Origin of the sequence: Gilliamella apis (assembly GCF_002142155.1) — a bacterium.
In the GTDB taxonomy this organism is placed as follows: Bacteria; Pseudomonadota; Gammaproteobacteria; order Enterobacterales; family Orbaceae; genus Gilliamella; species Gilliamella apis.
The window spans coordinates 29,553-45,949 of record NZ_NASD01000005.1 but is presented as its reverse complement, the minus strand read 5'-3'; the positions used below and the strand labels follow the sequence as shown (position 1 = coordinate 45,949).

Annotated in this window: 18 protein-coding genes; 10 read left to right on the top strand and 8 right to left on the bottom strand. The window is 36.8% G+C overall.

Annotated features, from left to right (window positions below; translation table 11 throughout):
* Window positions 1-66 precede the first annotated feature (66 nt).
* The 3 genes from treB to B6C84_RS03650 all read right to left on the bottom strand — a co-directional run bounded on the left by treB (window position 67) and on the right by B6C84_RS03650 (window position 3,068).
* Window positions 67-1,494 (bottom strand): PTS trehalose transporter subunit IIBC, encoded by a 1,428-nt coding sequence (treB, locus tag B6C84_RS03660; protein WP_086353951.1) that lies wholly within the window; start codon window positions 1,492-1,494, stop codon window positions 67-69.
* Window positions 1,495-1,676: 182 nt separating this feature from the next.
* Window positions 1,677-2,639, bottom strand: a complete 963-nt coding sequence (treR, locus tag B6C84_RS03655) for a trehalose operon repressor TreR (protein WP_086353950.1) — start codon at window positions 2,637-2,639, stop codon at window positions 1,677-1,679.
* 99 nt (window positions 2,640-2,738) lie between these two features.
* Window positions 2,739-3,068: a winged helix-turn-helix transcriptional regulator gene (locus B6C84_RS03650; protein ID WP_034901015.1), complete on the bottom strand. Its 330-nt coding sequence runs from the start codon at window positions 3,066-3,068 to the stop codon at window positions 2,739-2,741.
* Window positions 3,069-3,202: 134 nt separating this feature from the next.
* Between B6C84_RS03650 and B6C84_RS03645 the strand changes: the two genes are divergently transcribed.
* Window positions 3,203-3,832, top strand: coding sequence for an NAD(P)-dependent oxidoreductase (locus B6C84_RS03645; RefSeq protein ID WP_086353949.1), 630 nt, complete (start codon window positions 3,203-3,205; stop codon window positions 3,830-3,832).
* A gap of 59 nt (window positions 3,833-3,891) precedes the next feature.
* On the opposite strand, the gene flhA is transcribed toward B6C84_RS03645, so the two are convergent.
* The 5 genes from flhA to flgA all read right to left on the bottom strand — a co-directional run bounded on the left by flhA (window position 3,892) and on the right by flgA (window position 8,733).
* Complete coding sequence (gene flhA / locus B6C84_RS03640) at window positions 3,892-5,976, bottom strand: flagellar biosynthesis protein FlhA (protein WP_086353948.1); 2,085 nt, start codon at window positions 5,974-5,976, stop codon at window positions 3,892-3,894.
* A gap of 20 nt (window positions 5,977-5,996) precedes the next feature.
* The gene (gene flhB, locus B6C84_RS03635; RefSeq protein WP_086353947.1) at window positions 5,997-7,127 is read right to left on the bottom strand and encodes a flagellar biosynthesis protein FlhB; all 1,131 of its coding nucleotides are present in this window, start codon (window positions 7,125-7,127) and stop codon (window positions 5,997-5,999) included.
* A gap of 143 nt (window positions 7,128-7,270) precedes the next feature.
* Window positions 7,271-7,705, bottom strand: coding sequence for a flagella synthesis protein FlgN (locus B6C84_RS03630; protein WP_034901007.1), 435 nt, complete (start codon window positions 7,703-7,705; stop codon window positions 7,271-7,273).
* 23 nt (window positions 7,706-7,728) lie between these two features.
* Window positions 7,729-8,028 carry a flagellar biosynthesis anti-sigma factor FlgM gene (gene flgM, locus B6C84_RS03625; protein WP_065579058.1) on the bottom strand — a complete coding sequence of 100 codons (300 nt, stop codon included), beginning with the start codon at window positions 8,026-8,028 and terminating at the stop codon, window positions 7,729-7,731.
* Window positions 8,029-8,106: 78 nt separating this feature from the next.
* Window positions 8,107-8,733: a flagellar basal body P-ring formation chaperone FlgA gene (flgA, locus tag B6C84_RS03620; protein WP_165755138.1), complete on the bottom strand. Its 627-nt coding sequence runs from the start codon at window positions 8,731-8,733 to the stop codon at window positions 8,107-8,109.
* A gap of 192 nt (window positions 8,734-8,925) precedes the next feature.
* Between flgA and flgB the strand changes: the two genes are divergently transcribed.
* The 9 genes from flgB to flgJ are packed head-to-tail and all read left to right on the top strand — an operon-like array spanning window position 8,926 to window position 16,137.
* Window positions 8,926-9,336, top strand: a complete 411-nt coding sequence (gene flgB / locus B6C84_RS03615; RefSeq protein WP_034901000.1) for a flagellar basal body rod protein FlgB — start codon at window positions 8,926-8,928, stop codon at window positions 9,334-9,336.
* 2 nt (window positions 9,337-9,338) lie between these two features.
* Window positions 9,339-9,746, top strand: a complete 408-nt coding sequence (gene flgC, locus B6C84_RS03610) for a flagellar basal body rod protein FlgC (protein WP_086353945.1) — start codon at window positions 9,339-9,341, stop codon at window positions 9,744-9,746.
* 13 nt (window positions 9,747-9,759) lie between these two features.
* Window positions 9,760-10,479 (top strand): flagellar hook assembly protein FlgD, encoded by a 720-nt coding sequence (gene flgD / locus B6C84_RS03605; protein WP_065579055.1) that lies wholly within the window; start codon window positions 9,760-9,762, stop codon window positions 10,477-10,479.
* 16 nt (window positions 10,480-10,495) lie between these two features.
* Window positions 10,496-11,707, top strand: a complete 1,212-nt coding sequence (gene flgE / locus B6C84_RS03600) for a flagellar hook protein FlgE (RefSeq protein ID WP_034900993.1) — start codon at window positions 10,496-10,498, stop codon at window positions 11,705-11,707.
* 14 nt (window positions 11,708-11,721) lie between these two features.
* A complete protein-coding gene (locus B6C84_RS03595; protein ID WP_086353944.1) occupies window positions 11,722-12,477 on the top strand; it encodes a flagellar basal body rod protein FlgF in 756 nt (251 codons plus the stop codon).
* Window positions 12,478-12,495: 18 nt separating this feature from the next.
* Window positions 12,496-13,278 (top strand): flagellar basal-body rod protein FlgG, encoded by a 783-nt coding sequence (flgG, locus tag B6C84_RS03590; RefSeq protein WP_065579052.1) that lies wholly within the window; start codon window positions 12,496-12,498, stop codon window positions 13,276-13,278.
* Between the two features lie 22 nt (window positions 13,279-13,300).
* On the top strand, window positions 13,301-13,978 hold the full coding sequence (locus B6C84_RS03585) for a flagellar basal body L-ring protein FlgH (protein WP_086353943.1): 678 nt from the start codon (window positions 13,301-13,303) through the stop codon (window positions 13,976-13,978).
* A gap of 11 nt (window positions 13,979-13,989) precedes the next feature.
* Window positions 13,990-15,096 carry a flagellar basal body P-ring protein FlgI gene (locus tag B6C84_RS03580; protein ID WP_086353942.1) on the top strand — a complete coding sequence of 369 codons (1,107 nt, stop codon included), beginning with the start codon at window positions 13,990-13,992 and terminating at the stop codon, window positions 15,094-15,096.
* Window positions 15,097-15,111: 15 nt separating this feature from the next.
* Window positions 15,112-16,137 carry a flagellar assembly peptidoglycan hydrolase FlgJ gene (gene flgJ / locus B6C84_RS03575; RefSeq protein ID WP_086353941.1) on the top strand — a complete coding sequence of 342 codons (1,026 nt, stop codon included), beginning with the start codon at window positions 15,112-15,114 and terminating at the stop codon, window positions 16,135-16,137.
* Window positions 16,138-16,397 lie beyond the last annotated feature (260 nt).

The following is a 16,397-nucleotide window of genomic DNA, read 5'->3' as shown; positions in this document are numbered from 1 at the left end:
ATTTTTAATCAGTAAATTGTAATATTCACCCTTCTGTAAAGTTGGGTGAATCACCCTGGCTATTCTTTATTGGACATTGAGCGTGCCTTTTTTCTGTTTTATTTTGTAAACAATGGCGGTTAATACGATTGGCACCACAATCGCCACCAACATAGCCAAGGCATAAATCGCCCAGTAGACTGGTTTTATCGATAGGATACCGGGTAATCCACCGACGCCGATACCATTGGATAACACCCCATATAAGCCACAAATTAATCCGGCACAAGCAGCACCAATCATGGCGCAAAACATCGGGAATTTATAGCGTAAATTGATACCATACATCGCTGGCTCTGTCACACCGAGATAGCCAGATATTGCTGCAGGAATGGATACTTCACGTTCATTATGTTTTTTACTTATTAAGATGATACCAACCACCGCTGATGCTTGGGCGATATTGGATAAGGCGATAATTGGCCAAATAGGTGTGCCGCCCATACTTTCGGTCATCTGCATATCGATAGCTAATGTGGTGTGGTGAATACCAGTAATAACCAAAGGTGCATAGAAGAAGCCAAAAATAGCTGAACCAATAAAGGCATAATCACCGGTCATTAAATACTTAACCACATAAGCGATACCATCACCAAGTATGCGTCCAATTGGTCCTAAAACAAAGTGAGCTAAGACGACTGATACCATTAAGGCAACAATTGGCACGATAACTAGATTTAAGTAATCAGGTACAATTTTGCGAAGACGCGTTTCAATCCATCCCAACGCTAAACCAGCAAAAATTGACGGTATAACTTGTGCTTGATAGCCAACTTTAGCAATGGTAAACCAACCAAAATCCCATACCTTGGGAATGGCCTTACCCAAATCATAAGCATTCATCAGTTGTGGTGAAACTAATGTGATGCCTAATACAATGCCCAAAACGGGTGATCCGCCCATTTTTTTCACCGTAGACCAGCAAATAGCTACTGGTAAGAAGTGAAAGATAGCTTCACACGGTAACCATAGGAAATCGTTAATTGGTATCAGCCAACTAAAAGTGTGTATTAGCGGTTTATTGTCAATGGTTGGCATTTCACCAATCACATTACGTAAGCCAAGTAGTAAACCACCCGCAATGAGTGCGGGTAATAATGGCACGAAGATTTCCGCTAAATTCGAGATTAACCGTTCAAACCAGGACATATTTTGTTTAGCTGCGGCTTTGGTTTGTTCTTTGGTTGCTTCATCAATATTTAACTGTTCAGTGAGTAATTTGTAATAACGGTCAACATCCGTGCCAATAATAACTTGAAATTGCCCGGCGTTATTAAAGCAACCTTTGACAAAAGGTAATTCTTCAATAGCGTCAACATTGGCTATTTTCGGATCAGCAAGCGCAAATCTTAATCTGGTTAAACAATGGGTGACACTGGCAATATTTTCTTTTCCGCCAACCAGCTCAATTAGTTGCATAATTGATGTGGTTGATACTTTAGGTGCTTTCGCCATTGTTAAATCTCCTTATTTTCAATTTAAGCCAATATTTTGGTTTTTAGTTAAATCATTTCGCTCCTAATTTGATAGAGATTAAGCATAAATGGAATTATTATTTAAATAAATGGGAACGTTCCCTTTTTGTGATAAACCTCACAAATTTCAGATAATCACAGCTAAATGCTATACACAGTGAGTTATTTCAGTAATTGGGATGGAACAGTAATAATTTTAGCGTTTACTTGTTTTTCTAACATCAGTAATAGCTCGTTTGCCGCATAGATGCCCGCTTTATCAAAACCAAGATCAACCGTTATCGTTTGAGAAAATAAGAAATTTAGTAACTCACTACTACCGATACTAATAACAACAATATTATTAATATTTTTTTCCGATAAAAATTTATTTAAGCCTAAAGCAATCGAATCAGTAGCACAAACTATCGCTGTTGGTGAATGAACTAACACCGATTCGGCAAGCTCATAACCAGAATAATAACTTAAATTACCAAGTACGGCATTGGCTTGAATTTTATAGGTAGTACAAAAATCAATATAAGCCTGATAACGTAAACCACCGGTAGTTTGATCTTGTTTATCAACACCAATAAAACCTATTTTTTTATGTTTTTCTGATTGATATAAGTAAGTTAGTGCTTTGTTTACTGCACCAATATCATCATAACAAATACAAGAATAAGCCGGAAATGGCCTAGCAATTACCACACATTTATGTTGCCAAACCGTTAACAATGAACTGTCTAATCCCGTAAAAGCAAACACAATAATACCATCAGCTTGTTTTTCTCTTAACATCGTTAGATGTTCGGCGACTTTTGCGGCACTAAATTGACTCTCGATAATTATAGGATCATAGCCATTAGCATAAAAAATCGGCAACATACTTTGCACTGCATGATTTTCAGATATTGAATCAAGGCGTGTGACAATAATACCGATAACCTTATTACCATAACCGCGCATTGCTCTTGCTGATTTTGAAGGCGTGAATTGATATTGTTCAACAATTGCCATCACTTTATTACGAGTTGATTCCTTCACCATAGGATCGTGATTAATCACTCGTGAAACCGTCGATTTACTGACGCCACTTAATTTAGCTATATCTTTAATGGTTAAATTAGTTGATGATTTACTCATAATCGATTTGTTGAATGAATATCAATTAAATCATAGTAATACAGATTAAAGAAAATAGCGATAATCATATCAATGATAAAATTATCGCTAATTCTGATCTTATTTGCTGTATTTTAATTTGTAGATGCTACCCCAATCTAACATAGCATCGTGTACTTGCTTTAAACTTTCTCCGACTTCAGTTAAGGTATATTCCACTTTAGGTGGCACTTGGGCATACACTTTGCGGGTAATTAAACCATTTTTTTCCATAGTACGTAGATGAGAAGTAAGCACTTTTTGTGAGATGCCGTTGAGTGATTTTTTCAGTTCACCAAAACGTTTGGTGCCAGAAAGTAAGTCTCGAACAATTAGCACTTTCCATTTGTCACCCATTAATAATAGGGTGGTTTCAACAGGACATGGCGGTAAATTTTCAATTGCCTGCATAATAAAATTCCTTTAATTTCAACAATAGTATCTAAACGGTAACTATATTACTACTTGGTACCTACTTTACAATAGAAACTTTGGCTATTAAGCTAAAAAAATTAATTTATCTAAGTTGTAATAAGGAGAACAAGATGAAAATTGCAGTAATTGGTGCAAATGGTAAATCAGGACAGCTATTGGTTAAAGAAGCATTATCACGAGGACATGATGTCACAGCTATCGTACGTAAACCAAGTTCAAATAGCGACGCAAAAGTATTAGTTAAAGATCTATTTCAATTAACTTATGACGATTTAAAACCATTTGATGTGATTATTGATGCATTTGGTACTTGGACACCTGAATCACTACCATTACATCAAACTAGCCTTAAACATTTAACCGATATTTTAAGCGGTAAACCTAACCGTTTATTAGTTGTTGGTGGTGCCGGCAGTTTATACGTCAACCCAGAGCATACCGTTCGTCTAGTCGATTCACCAGATTTCCCTGATGAATTTAAACCATTAGCCAACAATATGGCGAAAGCTTTAGATCATCTAAGAACCTGTGATGATGTACAATGGACCTATTTAAGCCCAGCAATTGAGTTTATTGCTGATGGAGCAAGAACTGGTCATTATACTATTGGTGGCGAGCAATTCTTAGTTAACAGCCAAGGTAAAAGTCAAATCAGCTACGCTGACTATGCGATCGCTATGATTGATGAAGCAGAAAAAGCCCAACATATCAAACAACGTTTCACTGTTGTCGCTGAATAATCAAATTATCCAAAAGTCTTGCCAATTTAATAGGTAAGACTTTTTGGTTTATCTCTTATCTATTCACTACCAATTTGACAGGTCACTTTGATTTCACGATTATCGCTAATTTCTAAATTTGACAATACCGCTAATTGTGGAAAGTTAGGTCTTAAAAACTGCGCCAACATAGCCCGCAAGGTATGATTAACTAATAAAACTGGCGGTGCACCAATTGCATCTTGTTGATTAAGGGCTTGCTGAAGCTGTTGGAGTATATGTTCCGCCAAACCTGGCTCAACATTACTGGTATTTTGTAACGCTTGCAGTAATATTCGCTCTAAACTGATACTTAATCCAATCACTTTTACCGGCTCTGTTCCCGGAAACCACTGCTGAGTAATCACTCTACCCAATGCTATTCTAACAATACTAAGTAACTGGTAAGCATCATTTTGGTTAGGTGCTTGTTCACAAATTGTCTCAATAATCGTGCGCATATCTCGAATAGAGACTTTTTCGGCCAACAAGTTTTGTAAAATTTTATGAAACGTGGTTAATGGTACGACACCAGGAATAAAATCCTCGACTAATTTAGGAATATCTTGTTTGATGCGATCCAGTAATTCTTGCGTTTCTAAACGCCCTAATAGATCACTGGCAAATTGATGCAATAAGTGATTAAAGTGAGTAGCAATCATGGTACTGGTATCAACCACGGTATAACCTAATATTTGGGCAGCTTCTTTATTATTGGCATCTATCCAAACCGCAGGTAAACCAAATGCTGGTTCAGTTGTTGCAATACCATCAATTTTTTCGGTCACTGTGCCAGGATTAATCGCTAACCACTTGTTATTCATAATTTCACCTTGACCTATTTCGCCACCCTTTATAAAAATTTTATATTGATAAGGAGATAATGAGAGGTTATCGCGAATATGTACTTGCGGTGGTAAAAAACCTAATGTTTGGGCAAACTTTTTGCGTAAACTGCGAATTCGGCCTAGCAATTCACCATTTTGGTTTTGATCAACCATAGGGATTAAGCCATATCCGACTTCCATCGCTAAAATATCTTCAATATTGACATCAGACCATGAAGCTTCAACATTTGTTGGTTTAGTTGCTGCTACATTTTGTTGCGGAGTAGACACTGACTTTTCAAGTTTCTTTTGTTTGCTTAACCACCACGAAATGAGCGATAAAATAGCCGTAAACATTAAAAATACTAAATTTGGCATACCAGGAATAAGACCAAGTAACCCAATTACAACCGCAGTTAAGATTAATACTTGTGGATTATTAAATAACTGCTTTAACATTTGGTCACTGATGTTTTCTTGTGAAGTGACCCGCGTCACAATAACACCTGCAGCAGTGGAAATAATTAGGGAAGGAATTTGCGCAACTAATCCATCACCAATAGTTAATAGCACATAGGTTGTACCGGCATCGGATAATGTCATACCATGCTGCATCACCCCAACTAATAAGCCACCGACAATGGTAATCGCCATAATCAATAAACCAGCAATAGCGTCACCACGCACAAATTTACTTGCCCCGTCCATGGAGCCATAAAAATCGGCTTCTTGAGTAACTTCTGCACGCCGAGCTTTAGCTTCATCCTCACCGATTAATCCAGCATTAAGGTCGGCATCAATAGCCATTTGCTTACCCGGCATACCATCTAATGCAAAGCGAGCACCTACTTCAGCTATCCGACCCGCGCCTTTAGTGATTACCATAAAGTTAATAATAACTAAAATGATAAACACAACAATACCAATGGCAAAATTACCACCAACTAAAAAGTGGCCAAAAGCTTCAATTACTCGACCAGCCGCATCACTACCAGTATGGCCTTTTAGTAACACCACTCTAGTTGAGGCAACATTAAGGGATAAGCGCAATAAAGTTGCAAACAATAAAACGGTGGGAAAAGCGGCAAAATCAAGAACTCGCTTAGTAAACAGTGCCACAATCAAAATGATAATGGATAAGGCAATATTAAAAGTAAAAAAGAGATCTAAAATAAATGCTGGTAAAGGTAATACCATCATCGAAAGAATCAATAAAATCAGCATTGGTCCAGTTAAAATTCGATAATGACCATTTTTTAAGCTATTTATTGATAATAGATTAGTTAATTTTGATTTCATCATAACAATTGCAATTACCTTTATTTATTCACAGATAAAGATTCTGGGATTGATAAATTGGTTGGTTTGAGTGGTTTTTCACCACCATATCTATGCCATCTTTTTAATTGATAAACCCAGGCGAGAATTTGTGCTACCGCAGCATAGAGCTCTGCTGGTATTGATTTACCTATCTCACCATGGCGATATAATGCTCGAGCTAAAGGTGGCGCTTCTAATTGCGGGATCTGATGCTCTTGAGCAATTTGTTTAATTTTGCTCGCTATATTATCGGTACCTTTAGCCAATATCTTGGGCGCACTCATGGTTTTTTCATCATATTGCAGAGCAACCGCATAATGGGTTGGGTTGGTAACAATAACATTAGCTTTAGGGACATCTTTCATCATCCTACGCCTTGCCATTGCCTGCTGCATTTGTCGAATACGCCCTTTAATTTGCGGATTACCTTCTTGCTCTTTAAACTCATCTTTCACTTCTTGCTTCGACATTTTTAACTTTTTCAAATTGCTCCATATTTGGTAAAAAATATCAAAACCTACCATTGGTATTAAGGCTAATACAATCAATAAACTAGCATAAATCAGCAATTGCATTACCTGAGATAACGCATTATTTAAATACATACTGGGTAGTGCCAGCATATTAGGAAATTGATGTATCAAAAATAGGGCAGCAGCAAAAGCGATTAAAACCACTTTAAGAATACTTTTAAACAGTTCTGAAAAAATTCGCAGACTAAATAACCGTTTAAATCCACTAATAGGATTCAATTTGCCTAAATTAGGTTTAATCGATTGTAGGCTAAACAGCAAACCACCAACACTAAGCGGAGCAATGATAGCGACAATAACTAATCCCACAAAAATAGGTAAAATCGCCCAAAATCCAGCGGTTAATAAATTAATTAAATTGAAAATAATCTGTTTATCATCATCGGTTCGGTGGGCAACTAACATGGCTTGTTGAATAATTGCTTTTAATTTGCTAACAAAATGTGTTCCCATTATCCAAAACAACATAATGCCAACTAACAATATAATTAGCGATGTTAACTCACGAGATCGAGGAATTTGACCCTTTTCCTTAGCTTTTTTTAATTTACTATCGGTGGGTTGTTCACTTTTCTCTAGATCACTATCATCAGCCATATATCAGTTAAACCAATTTTACTGTCTAATTACACTTTACTTTGATAGCACAGTATGAACGCAACTGATTAAAGTTATTGGCTTAATAAGACCCTAAATTACTGGTTATTTAACTCGTTTAGCTTTAAATAGCATTAAAATGATTAAACTTTAGCACGTTTAGATGAAATAGTTTCAGGCTGTTGATAACCGTGATAAGTATAAACCGCGGGGTTATTAATACTTTTTAAATAATCAATCGATTGTTGTGTCATATTCATACGATTTTGAATAAGTATACCGTTATCCCGATTGATTTGAGCTAATCGTTGAGTGGTATTAGTGATGGCTTGCCATTTCAACGCTAGCTCTGGGTTTTCACTATAAGGTGATTGGATATTATAGCGTGCACTTACTTTTAGCCGTTTTTCATCGAGTAACTTTAACTCGATAAGTAATTGGCTTTTTTGATTTATAACGTCATTTAATTGGCTAATTGTATTAGTCCCAATTAGGATTTGCTGTTCAGACTCTAGAATATCTGAAAGTGATTGCAACATGACTGTTACATTATTAAAAATGTTATCTAACTCTAACATTATGATATTCCTTCAAAAATTAATTAGCTTTCAATCTCTTCAAGAGTTTGCTTAATAATTTCGTCTGCAATTTTATTTGGATTGATGACTAAGTTACCATTAGTAATGGCCTGTTTTATTTTCTCAATTTTACTAATATCAATATCATTTTCTGTCGAATGTAATAATGCGATAGTGTTTTGGCTTAATTTGACATTGCTATTCAAATTTAAGCTATTTGACGTTTGCACAGATGCTTTAGTTTCTTTATTTTGTCCATTTATTAAATCACGATTCAGCAATCCCGATACTGCTGTAACCAATTTTGTTGCATCTATACTCATAAAATTCCTTTAATTCAAGTCAAGGTTTATAGGGTTGGTTTAGTCTAATTATCGGCAAAAATCAAAAAATCATTAATTTTATTTATTAATAATAATGATAGCTTTTTCACTAACAACACCTTCAACAACATTACCCGTATTAAGTTTAATATTAATCGATTCTCCCAATGCCCCATTACTTAATGTCTTGCCATGCGTTGCAATTGAGTAACCTTCGCCATTAATAATGACCTTTACGGTTTGACCGGCTTTAACATACCAGTTTTTCTGCAGCATTGAATTTTTTATTACTTCACCATCATTAATATTACGTAAAGCAAGATGATTGATAACTTCAGATTGATTTAAAATTACTGTTGCTGGTAATTTATCTAGCTGACCAGACTGCATTTTTACCAGTTGTTCAGTAATTAATGTTCCTGCACTAATGGCTTGTTTAGCAATAACATAATGGCCACTCACCGCGACGTATATCTGGATATATTTAGTGATATTTTCGCATCTGGCGGTAATGGTTAAATTGCCCCATTGTTTATTTTTGTTCAATATCGCCAATGTTGGTGAGTCACAACTTAATTGTGGTTTTGCAGTTGGATAATTAATGACAACTTTATCAACCTTCACATCAATAAGTTGTTGATGGATCAGATCACTAATTTGTTTTTCAAGTGCAGTGGCACAAACTATTTTTGAACAACCTAACATACAAAAAAGAAACAACAATCTAATAATCTGAGGCATATTTGTCGGGGTTCATATAATTATTGATAACTAAATTGTACTTTATAAGCTCACCTATCGAATGTTGAAATAAGGGCAATTTTTATCGTTATTTATACGATGATTTTTTTTTGATTTGCTTAAAATTCTTTTTATCTATCAGGATGAGATGATTTTATGCTAAATAAATTAGATACTTTCGTTAATTTTCACCAACAAGCACTCAATGTTCGTGAAAAACGTCAAAATATACTTGCAACCAATATTGCTAATAGTGATACGCCTAATTACCAAGCGAGGGACATTGATTTTAATACTGAATTAAACAGAGCCATCAATAATCAATCGACCCACAATAATATAAAACTAACTATTACTTCTGCAAAACATATTCAAATAACTAGCGCTGATTTCACTAATTATAATCTTCTTTATCGTATTCCTTATCAATCATCTGCTGATGGCAACACTGTTGAGATGGATCAAGAACGAACTGCTTTTATGGATAACAGTATCCACTATCAAAGTAATTTAACCTTTTTAGGTGAACAGTTTAAAAATGTCATTTCGGTATTACAGCAAGGATAATCATCATGAGCTTCTCTATTTTTTCGGTTTCTGGTTCAGCCTTAATGGCACAAACACAACGAATGAATGTCAGTGCCAGTAATTTAGCTAATGCTGATAGTGTTACCAGTACTTCTGGTCAAGCTTATCGAGCCAAACAAGTTATCTTTCAAGTCGATGACAATGGTTATTCCAATAGTGTTGCTGGAGTAAAAGTAGCACAAGTTATTGAAGATCCTGCGCCAATGAATTTAGTTTATGAACCTAATCATCCTTTGGCTGATGAACAAGGCTACATTCAAAAACCTAACGTTGATGTAGTAGCAGAGATGGTTAATACCATTTCTGCATCTCGTAGCTACCAAGCAAATGTAGAAGTGATTAACACCGCAAAAAGTTTAATGCTAAAAACACTGACACTAGGACAATAAAAGGGCGTAATTGATGGGTATTTCAAATGTAGCTGTTTCTGAATCAACTAATATGGCCAGTCCACAAGCGCTAAAGAAAGGTACGTCTGATGGTAACTCAAGTCAGGAACTACAAGATAATTTCTTAACATTGCTTATTGCCCAAATGAAAAATCAAGATCCTACCAATCCAATGGATAACAGTCAGTTAACCTCGCAATTAGCTCAAATCAATACGTTAGCAGGTATCGAACGACTGAATACCACATTAGGTATGGTTTCAGGCCAAATTGACGATAGCTTATCGGTCAATGCCAGCAACATGATTGGTAAAGGTGTCATGGTTCCAGGTAATAAAATTTTGGTTGCTACATCAGAAGTGGAAGGTTCGGAAAGCGAAAAGGAAACTATTACCACACCATTTGGCTTTGAACTTATGCGTGATGCTGAGTCAGTGGTCATTACCATCAAAGATGAAAATGGCAATGTTGTACGTGAGGTCGATTTAGGTTCGATTCCTGCTGGGGTTAGCTCTTTTACTTGGGATGGTGAACTGAATGATGGAACACTAGCGCCAGATGGTAGTTATACGTTTTCGGTTAATGCCACTTATGACGGGCAAAAAGTATCATCCACACCACTATCTTACTCGGTTGTGTACGGCGTAATTAATAGCAAAGTTAATAATAAAGTATTACTTGATTTAGGGATACTTGGTTCAATTAGTATTGACGAAGTACGTCAAATTCTTTAAAGGGGAATAAGTTAATATGGGATTTTCTCAAGCAATTAGTGGTATGAATGCCGCATCAAAACAATTAGATGTTATTGGTAATAATATTGCCAATTCTGCAACAGTTGGCTTTAAAAGTGCTAGCATTTCATTTGCTGATATCTATGCGGGTTCAAAAGTAGGAATGGGCGTCAAAGTGGCTGCGGTTATGCAAAATTTTAATGATGGCACCACAACGTCAACCAATAATAGTCTAGATGTTGCTATCTCTGGTAATGGCTTCTTCCGCTTAGTTGATAGTAGTGGTCAAATCTATTATACCCGTAATGGCCAGTTTCAATTAGACGCTGATCGCAATATTATCTCAGCAGATGGTTTTCAATTAACCGGTTATCTTGCCACAGGCACACCACCACAGATCCAACAAGGTTCAGCACCAGGCCCATTAAAGATTTCACAAGAGATGTTAAATGCATCGGCAACCAATAAAGCCTCTTTGCAAACAAATTTAAATTCAAATAGCAAAGTACCTGAAAAACAACCAATTAATGCCACCGATGCTGATACCTTTAATTATTCAACCACGATCACCACTTATGATTCTTTAGGTAATCAACGTAATGTTCAGCTTTTTTATGTTAAAACGGCTGATAATCAATGGGATGTTCATTATCTTGATAGTAGTGATCCTAACGCAAGCCTACAAGCATTAGGGCAAATGGAGTTTGATTCATCAGGCAAATTAATTAGTGATCCAGAAATGACGATTAATATTAATGGGCTTAATGGTTCAGCCGCCAATAGCTTCACGCTGTCATTAGCAAACAGTACTCAACAAAATATGGGTAAAGAAGTCGGTAGCATTAAAACCCCTGTCGTTGATGGTTATGCTGCTGGTGATCTAGTTGGCTATAGTATCAGTGATGATGGCTCAATTTATGGCGTCTATTCTAACCAACAAACGATGTTATTAGGTCAAATTGCCATGGCTGATTTTGCCAATGTTAATGGCTTAGAATCAGCCGGTAACAATAACTGGCGGGCGACCCTTAAATCAGGTGGTGAAGTATTAGGCTCAGCTAATACCGGTACTTTTGGTTTACTAACCAGTGGTGCAGTTGAATCATCCAATGTCGATATGAGCCAAGAATTAGTTAATATGATTGTTGCCCAACGTAATTATCAATCTAATTCACAAACCATTAAAACTCAGGATCAAATCCTTAATACATTGGTTAATTTAAGATAGTTTAAGGAGTATTTATGGATCGCGTTATTTATACGGCTATGTCTGGCGCCAGCCAAACATTAAATCAACAATCCATAACTAGTCATAATTTAGCTAATGTATCGACAGTTGGCTTTCGGGCGCAATTAACAGCAATGAAAGCCGTTCCCATTGTCGGTAGTAGTATGCCGACAAGAACCATGGTGACGGCAACTACGCCAACCTATGATTCAACAATCGGTGCCTTTAATTACACTGGACGCAATTTAGATGTTGCTTTATCCCAAGACGATTGGCTAGCAGTACAATTAGCTGATGGCAGTGAAGGATATACCCGTAATGGTGCGATTCAAATCGATAAAAACGGCACACTTAACATTCAAGGCTTTCCGTTACTTGGTGATAATGGCGTATTAACAGTACCTCAGCGTTCACAAGTTAGTGTAAGTACTGATGGGACTTTATCAGCTTTAGGTGCTGGCGATAAACGCACCACCATTGCCCAAGTAGGAAAAATAAAAAAAGTTCACCTAGAACGCAATGAATTGGTACGTGGTGATAATGGATTTTTCCATGCAACTGCGGCAACCATAAATAATCGTGGTGCCGTGTTACAAGATAACCCAAATGCAAAATTGATGTCTGGAGTACTCGAAGGCAGTAATGTTAATCCGGTTACAGCAATGGTGAATCTAATTAGCCATTCTCGTCAATTTGAAATGCAGATGAAACAAATTACTACTGCCGACGAAAATGCCCAAAAAGCCAACCAAATATTATCGTTAACTTAACTAAAATAGGAAACAGCAATGATTAAATCATTATGGATTGCAAAAACCGGTTTAACTGCGCAACAAATGAATATGGATATTATTTCCAATAATTTAGCCAACGTTAGTACAGGTGGTTTTAAACGCCAACGCGCCGTTTTTGAAGATCTGTTATACCAAACAGTTCGCCAACCTGGCGCACAATCTTCAGAACAAACAACATTACCTTCAGGATTACAAATTGGTACCGGTGTAAGACCAGTTGCAACCGAACGAATTCATAGCCAAGGTAATTTAGAATTAACCGATAACAGTAGTGATATTGCCATTAATGGACAAGGATTTTTCCAAGTTCTTATGCCAGATGGAACGCAAGCCTACACCCGCAGTGGCGCTTTTCAAGTTAATCAAAATGGTCAATTAGTAACAGCAGCCGGTTATGAAATTCAGCCAACAATTAACATTCCATCCAATGCCATAAAAATGACCGTAGCACGTGATGGCGTTGTCAATGTCACCTTAGCTAATCAATCAACTCAAGTACAAGTTGGTCAATTAACATTACACACTTTTATCAATGACACCGGATTAGAAAGCATTGGTGAAAATCTATATCTAGAAACCGAAAGTTCTGGTGCACCAACTGAAAATACACCGGGACTGAATGGTGCTGGACTGCTATACCAAGGTTATATTGAAACGTCAAATGTGAATGTGGCCGAAGAGCTGGTTAATATGATTCAAGTACAACGTGCTTACGAAATTAATAGTAAGGCAATATCGGCATCTGACCAAATGTTGCAACGTTTAAATCAATTATAAATCTAACAAAATGATAGCGGTCATGAGATATCTTTATATTTTAATAACTTTGTCGTTAGTTGGTTGTAGTCAATTACCCAAAAAAGCATTAGTTGAAGGCGACACCAGTATTGTTCCAAAAATGCCAGAAATTATGAACACCAGTGGCTCTATTTATCAAGCCTCACAACCAAGTAGTTTTGGTTATCAACCGATGTTTGAAGATCGTCGACCACGCAATATTGGTGATGTATTAACGATTGTTTTACAAGAAAACGTTAGCGCAAGTAAAAGTTCATCGATTAATGCCGGCCGTAATGGTGGGGTCAATTTAGGGGTAAAAACCATACCGCACTTTTTAGATGGACTGGTTGGTCGTGGCAAAGTCGATACAGATATTTCAGGTAGCAATGATTTTAAAGGTTCTGGTGGTGCTAATGCTAAAAATACCTTTAGCGGTACCATTACCGTCACCGTTCAAGATGTCATGATTAATGGTAATTTAAAAGTGATTGGTGAAAAACAAATTGCAATAAATCAGGGCACAGAATTTATTCGATTTTCAGGTGTTGTTAACCCTCGGACAATAAGTGGTAGTAATACCGTTATATCAACTCAGGTCGCTGATGCTCGTATTGAATATGTAGGTAATGGCTACATCGATGAAGCACAAACAATGGGTTGGTTACAGCGCCTGTTTTTTAATCTTTCGCCATTTTAATGAGTATCATTATGCTAAATAAATTACGTACTTTTATCTGTTTTGTTTTGCTAATAGTGGTTGTCCCTTCTAGTTATGCTGAGCGAATAAGAGATTTGGTGACAATACAAGGCGTTCGCGAAAACGCCTTAGTCGGCTATGGTATCGTAGTAGGGCTTGACGGTACCGGTGACCAAACTTCACAGACACCATTTACGATACAAAGTATCACCAATATGCTCTCACAATTAGGTATTACCGTGCCATCAGGAAGCAACATGCAGTTAAAAAATGTGGCTGCGGTAATGGTCACGGCTAAATTACCGTCTTATGCTCGTGTTGGCCAACAAATTGATGTGGTTGTTTCGTCATTAGGCAACGCCAAAAGCTTGCGTGGTGGTACATTGATTATGACACCATTAAAAGGCGCCGATAACCAAGTTTATGCGATTGCGCAAGGTAATCTTTTTGTTGGTGGTATGGGGGCAAGCAGTAGAAGCAGTAGTGTAACGGTTAACCAAATGGCTGGTGCCACCATTCCTAGCGGTGCAACCATCGAAAGAGAATTAGTTACCCGCTTAGATGAAAACAGCACTATTCATTTACATCTTAACCATTTTGACTTTACTGTGGCTACAAAAATTGCTGATGCCATTAACAAAGTGCAAAAAAATATCGCCATTGCTTTAGATGGCATGACCGTAAAATTGACCATGCCACAAGACAGTCAAGCAAGAGTTAAATTATTATCTAAAATTCAAAATCTCCAAATTAGTGCTAGCCCTATTTCCGCTAAAGTGGTGATTAATACACGTACTGGTGTCGTGGTCATGAATCAAAAAGTACAATTAGACAATTGTGCCGTTGCGCATGGTAATTTATCCGTGGTGGTAAATAACAAATTGAAAGTTAGCCAACCCAATACGCCACTCGCCGGTGGCAACACAGCAGTAGTTCCAGATGATGAGGTCACTGTCGAACAAGATGGTGGTGCACTGCAGAATTTAGCGTCTGGCGTCGATCTAAATCGAGTTATTCATTCACTTAACTTATTAGGTGCCAATCCTACAGAATTAATGTCGATACTAGAAGCATTAAAAACCGCAGGTTGTTTGCATGCCGCATTGGAAACTATTTAAAGCAGAATCATTGAAATGAAAAACCTAATAAATCAGTCTGTTAACCGTTTTGCTTATGATTTTTCTAGCATTAATCAATTAAAACGTAATGCCGTTAGTGGATCAACTGACAGCATCAAACAAGTTGCCGATCAGTTTGAAACACTATTTGTAAATATGATGATGCAATCTATGCGCAAAGCGGTACCCAATGGCGGTTTATTTAATCAATCAGCAATGCAATTATTTACCTCTATGTTTGATCAACAAATTGCTCAACAAACGGCAGGTAAAGGTTTAGGGTTATCTAATGTTATTGTTAAACAATTAACTAATCAGCCACATTCTACGCTTAATATTCATTCACAAGCTCAAGCGAATAATAATCAAACCAATATGCGATTGGCACAATCTTTATTTAGTGATAATTCATCCAATTTATCGCCAGCAGCATTAGGGCAAATGCTTTATCAACAGCATAAAGCCAACAATTTAACCAAAGCAAATGTTAATGAATCAACGTTAGCAACATCGCTCAACGAAGTTGATAAAGACCATATTAGCCAATTTGTCGTCGAATGGTTTGAGCCAGCAAAGCAGGCATCGAAAATATCTGGCATTCCTTATGAAGTCATTATTGCTCAAGCAGCTTTAGAAACCGGTTGGGGTAAAAAACAGATAAAAACGGCTGATAATAAGCCGAGTTATAACTATTTCGGTATAAAAGCAACCTCATCATGGCAAGGTGATTCAACTCGGTTAACTACCCAAGAATTCTTAAATAACAATATGGTTAAAATTAAAGATGAATTTAGGGTGTATAACAGTAAACAACATGCATTAACTGATTACCTTAATTTATTAACCAAAAGCCCACGTTATCGTGCAGTGGTTAATGCTCCCGATGCTAGAACAGCAGCCAAAGCACTACAAGACGCACACTATGCAACTGATCCTAACTATAGCGAGAAACTGATCCAAATTATTGGCCGAATCGAGCAAATTGCCAAAAATACACCGCAAAAATCAATATCTGGATTTAGACAAATTGCCTTTAAATAGTGCTTAAATAAATATAACTGTTAAATAAATTGCATTATTATCACAGCCAAAAAGTAGACCAAACTCTGCTCTATAGTCAATAAATAACCAATAATGCGTTAGTTACATATATCGAGATCACCTATAATCGTATTTCTCACCCTTTAGCAAATAGCTGGTCATCAGCATAGCAATATAAAAAACAGTATGACTATAAAATGATAACCGTAAGCAAATCGATAATCAGGAGGTTGCCCCCCCTGTTTGTTAGATGAATAGTA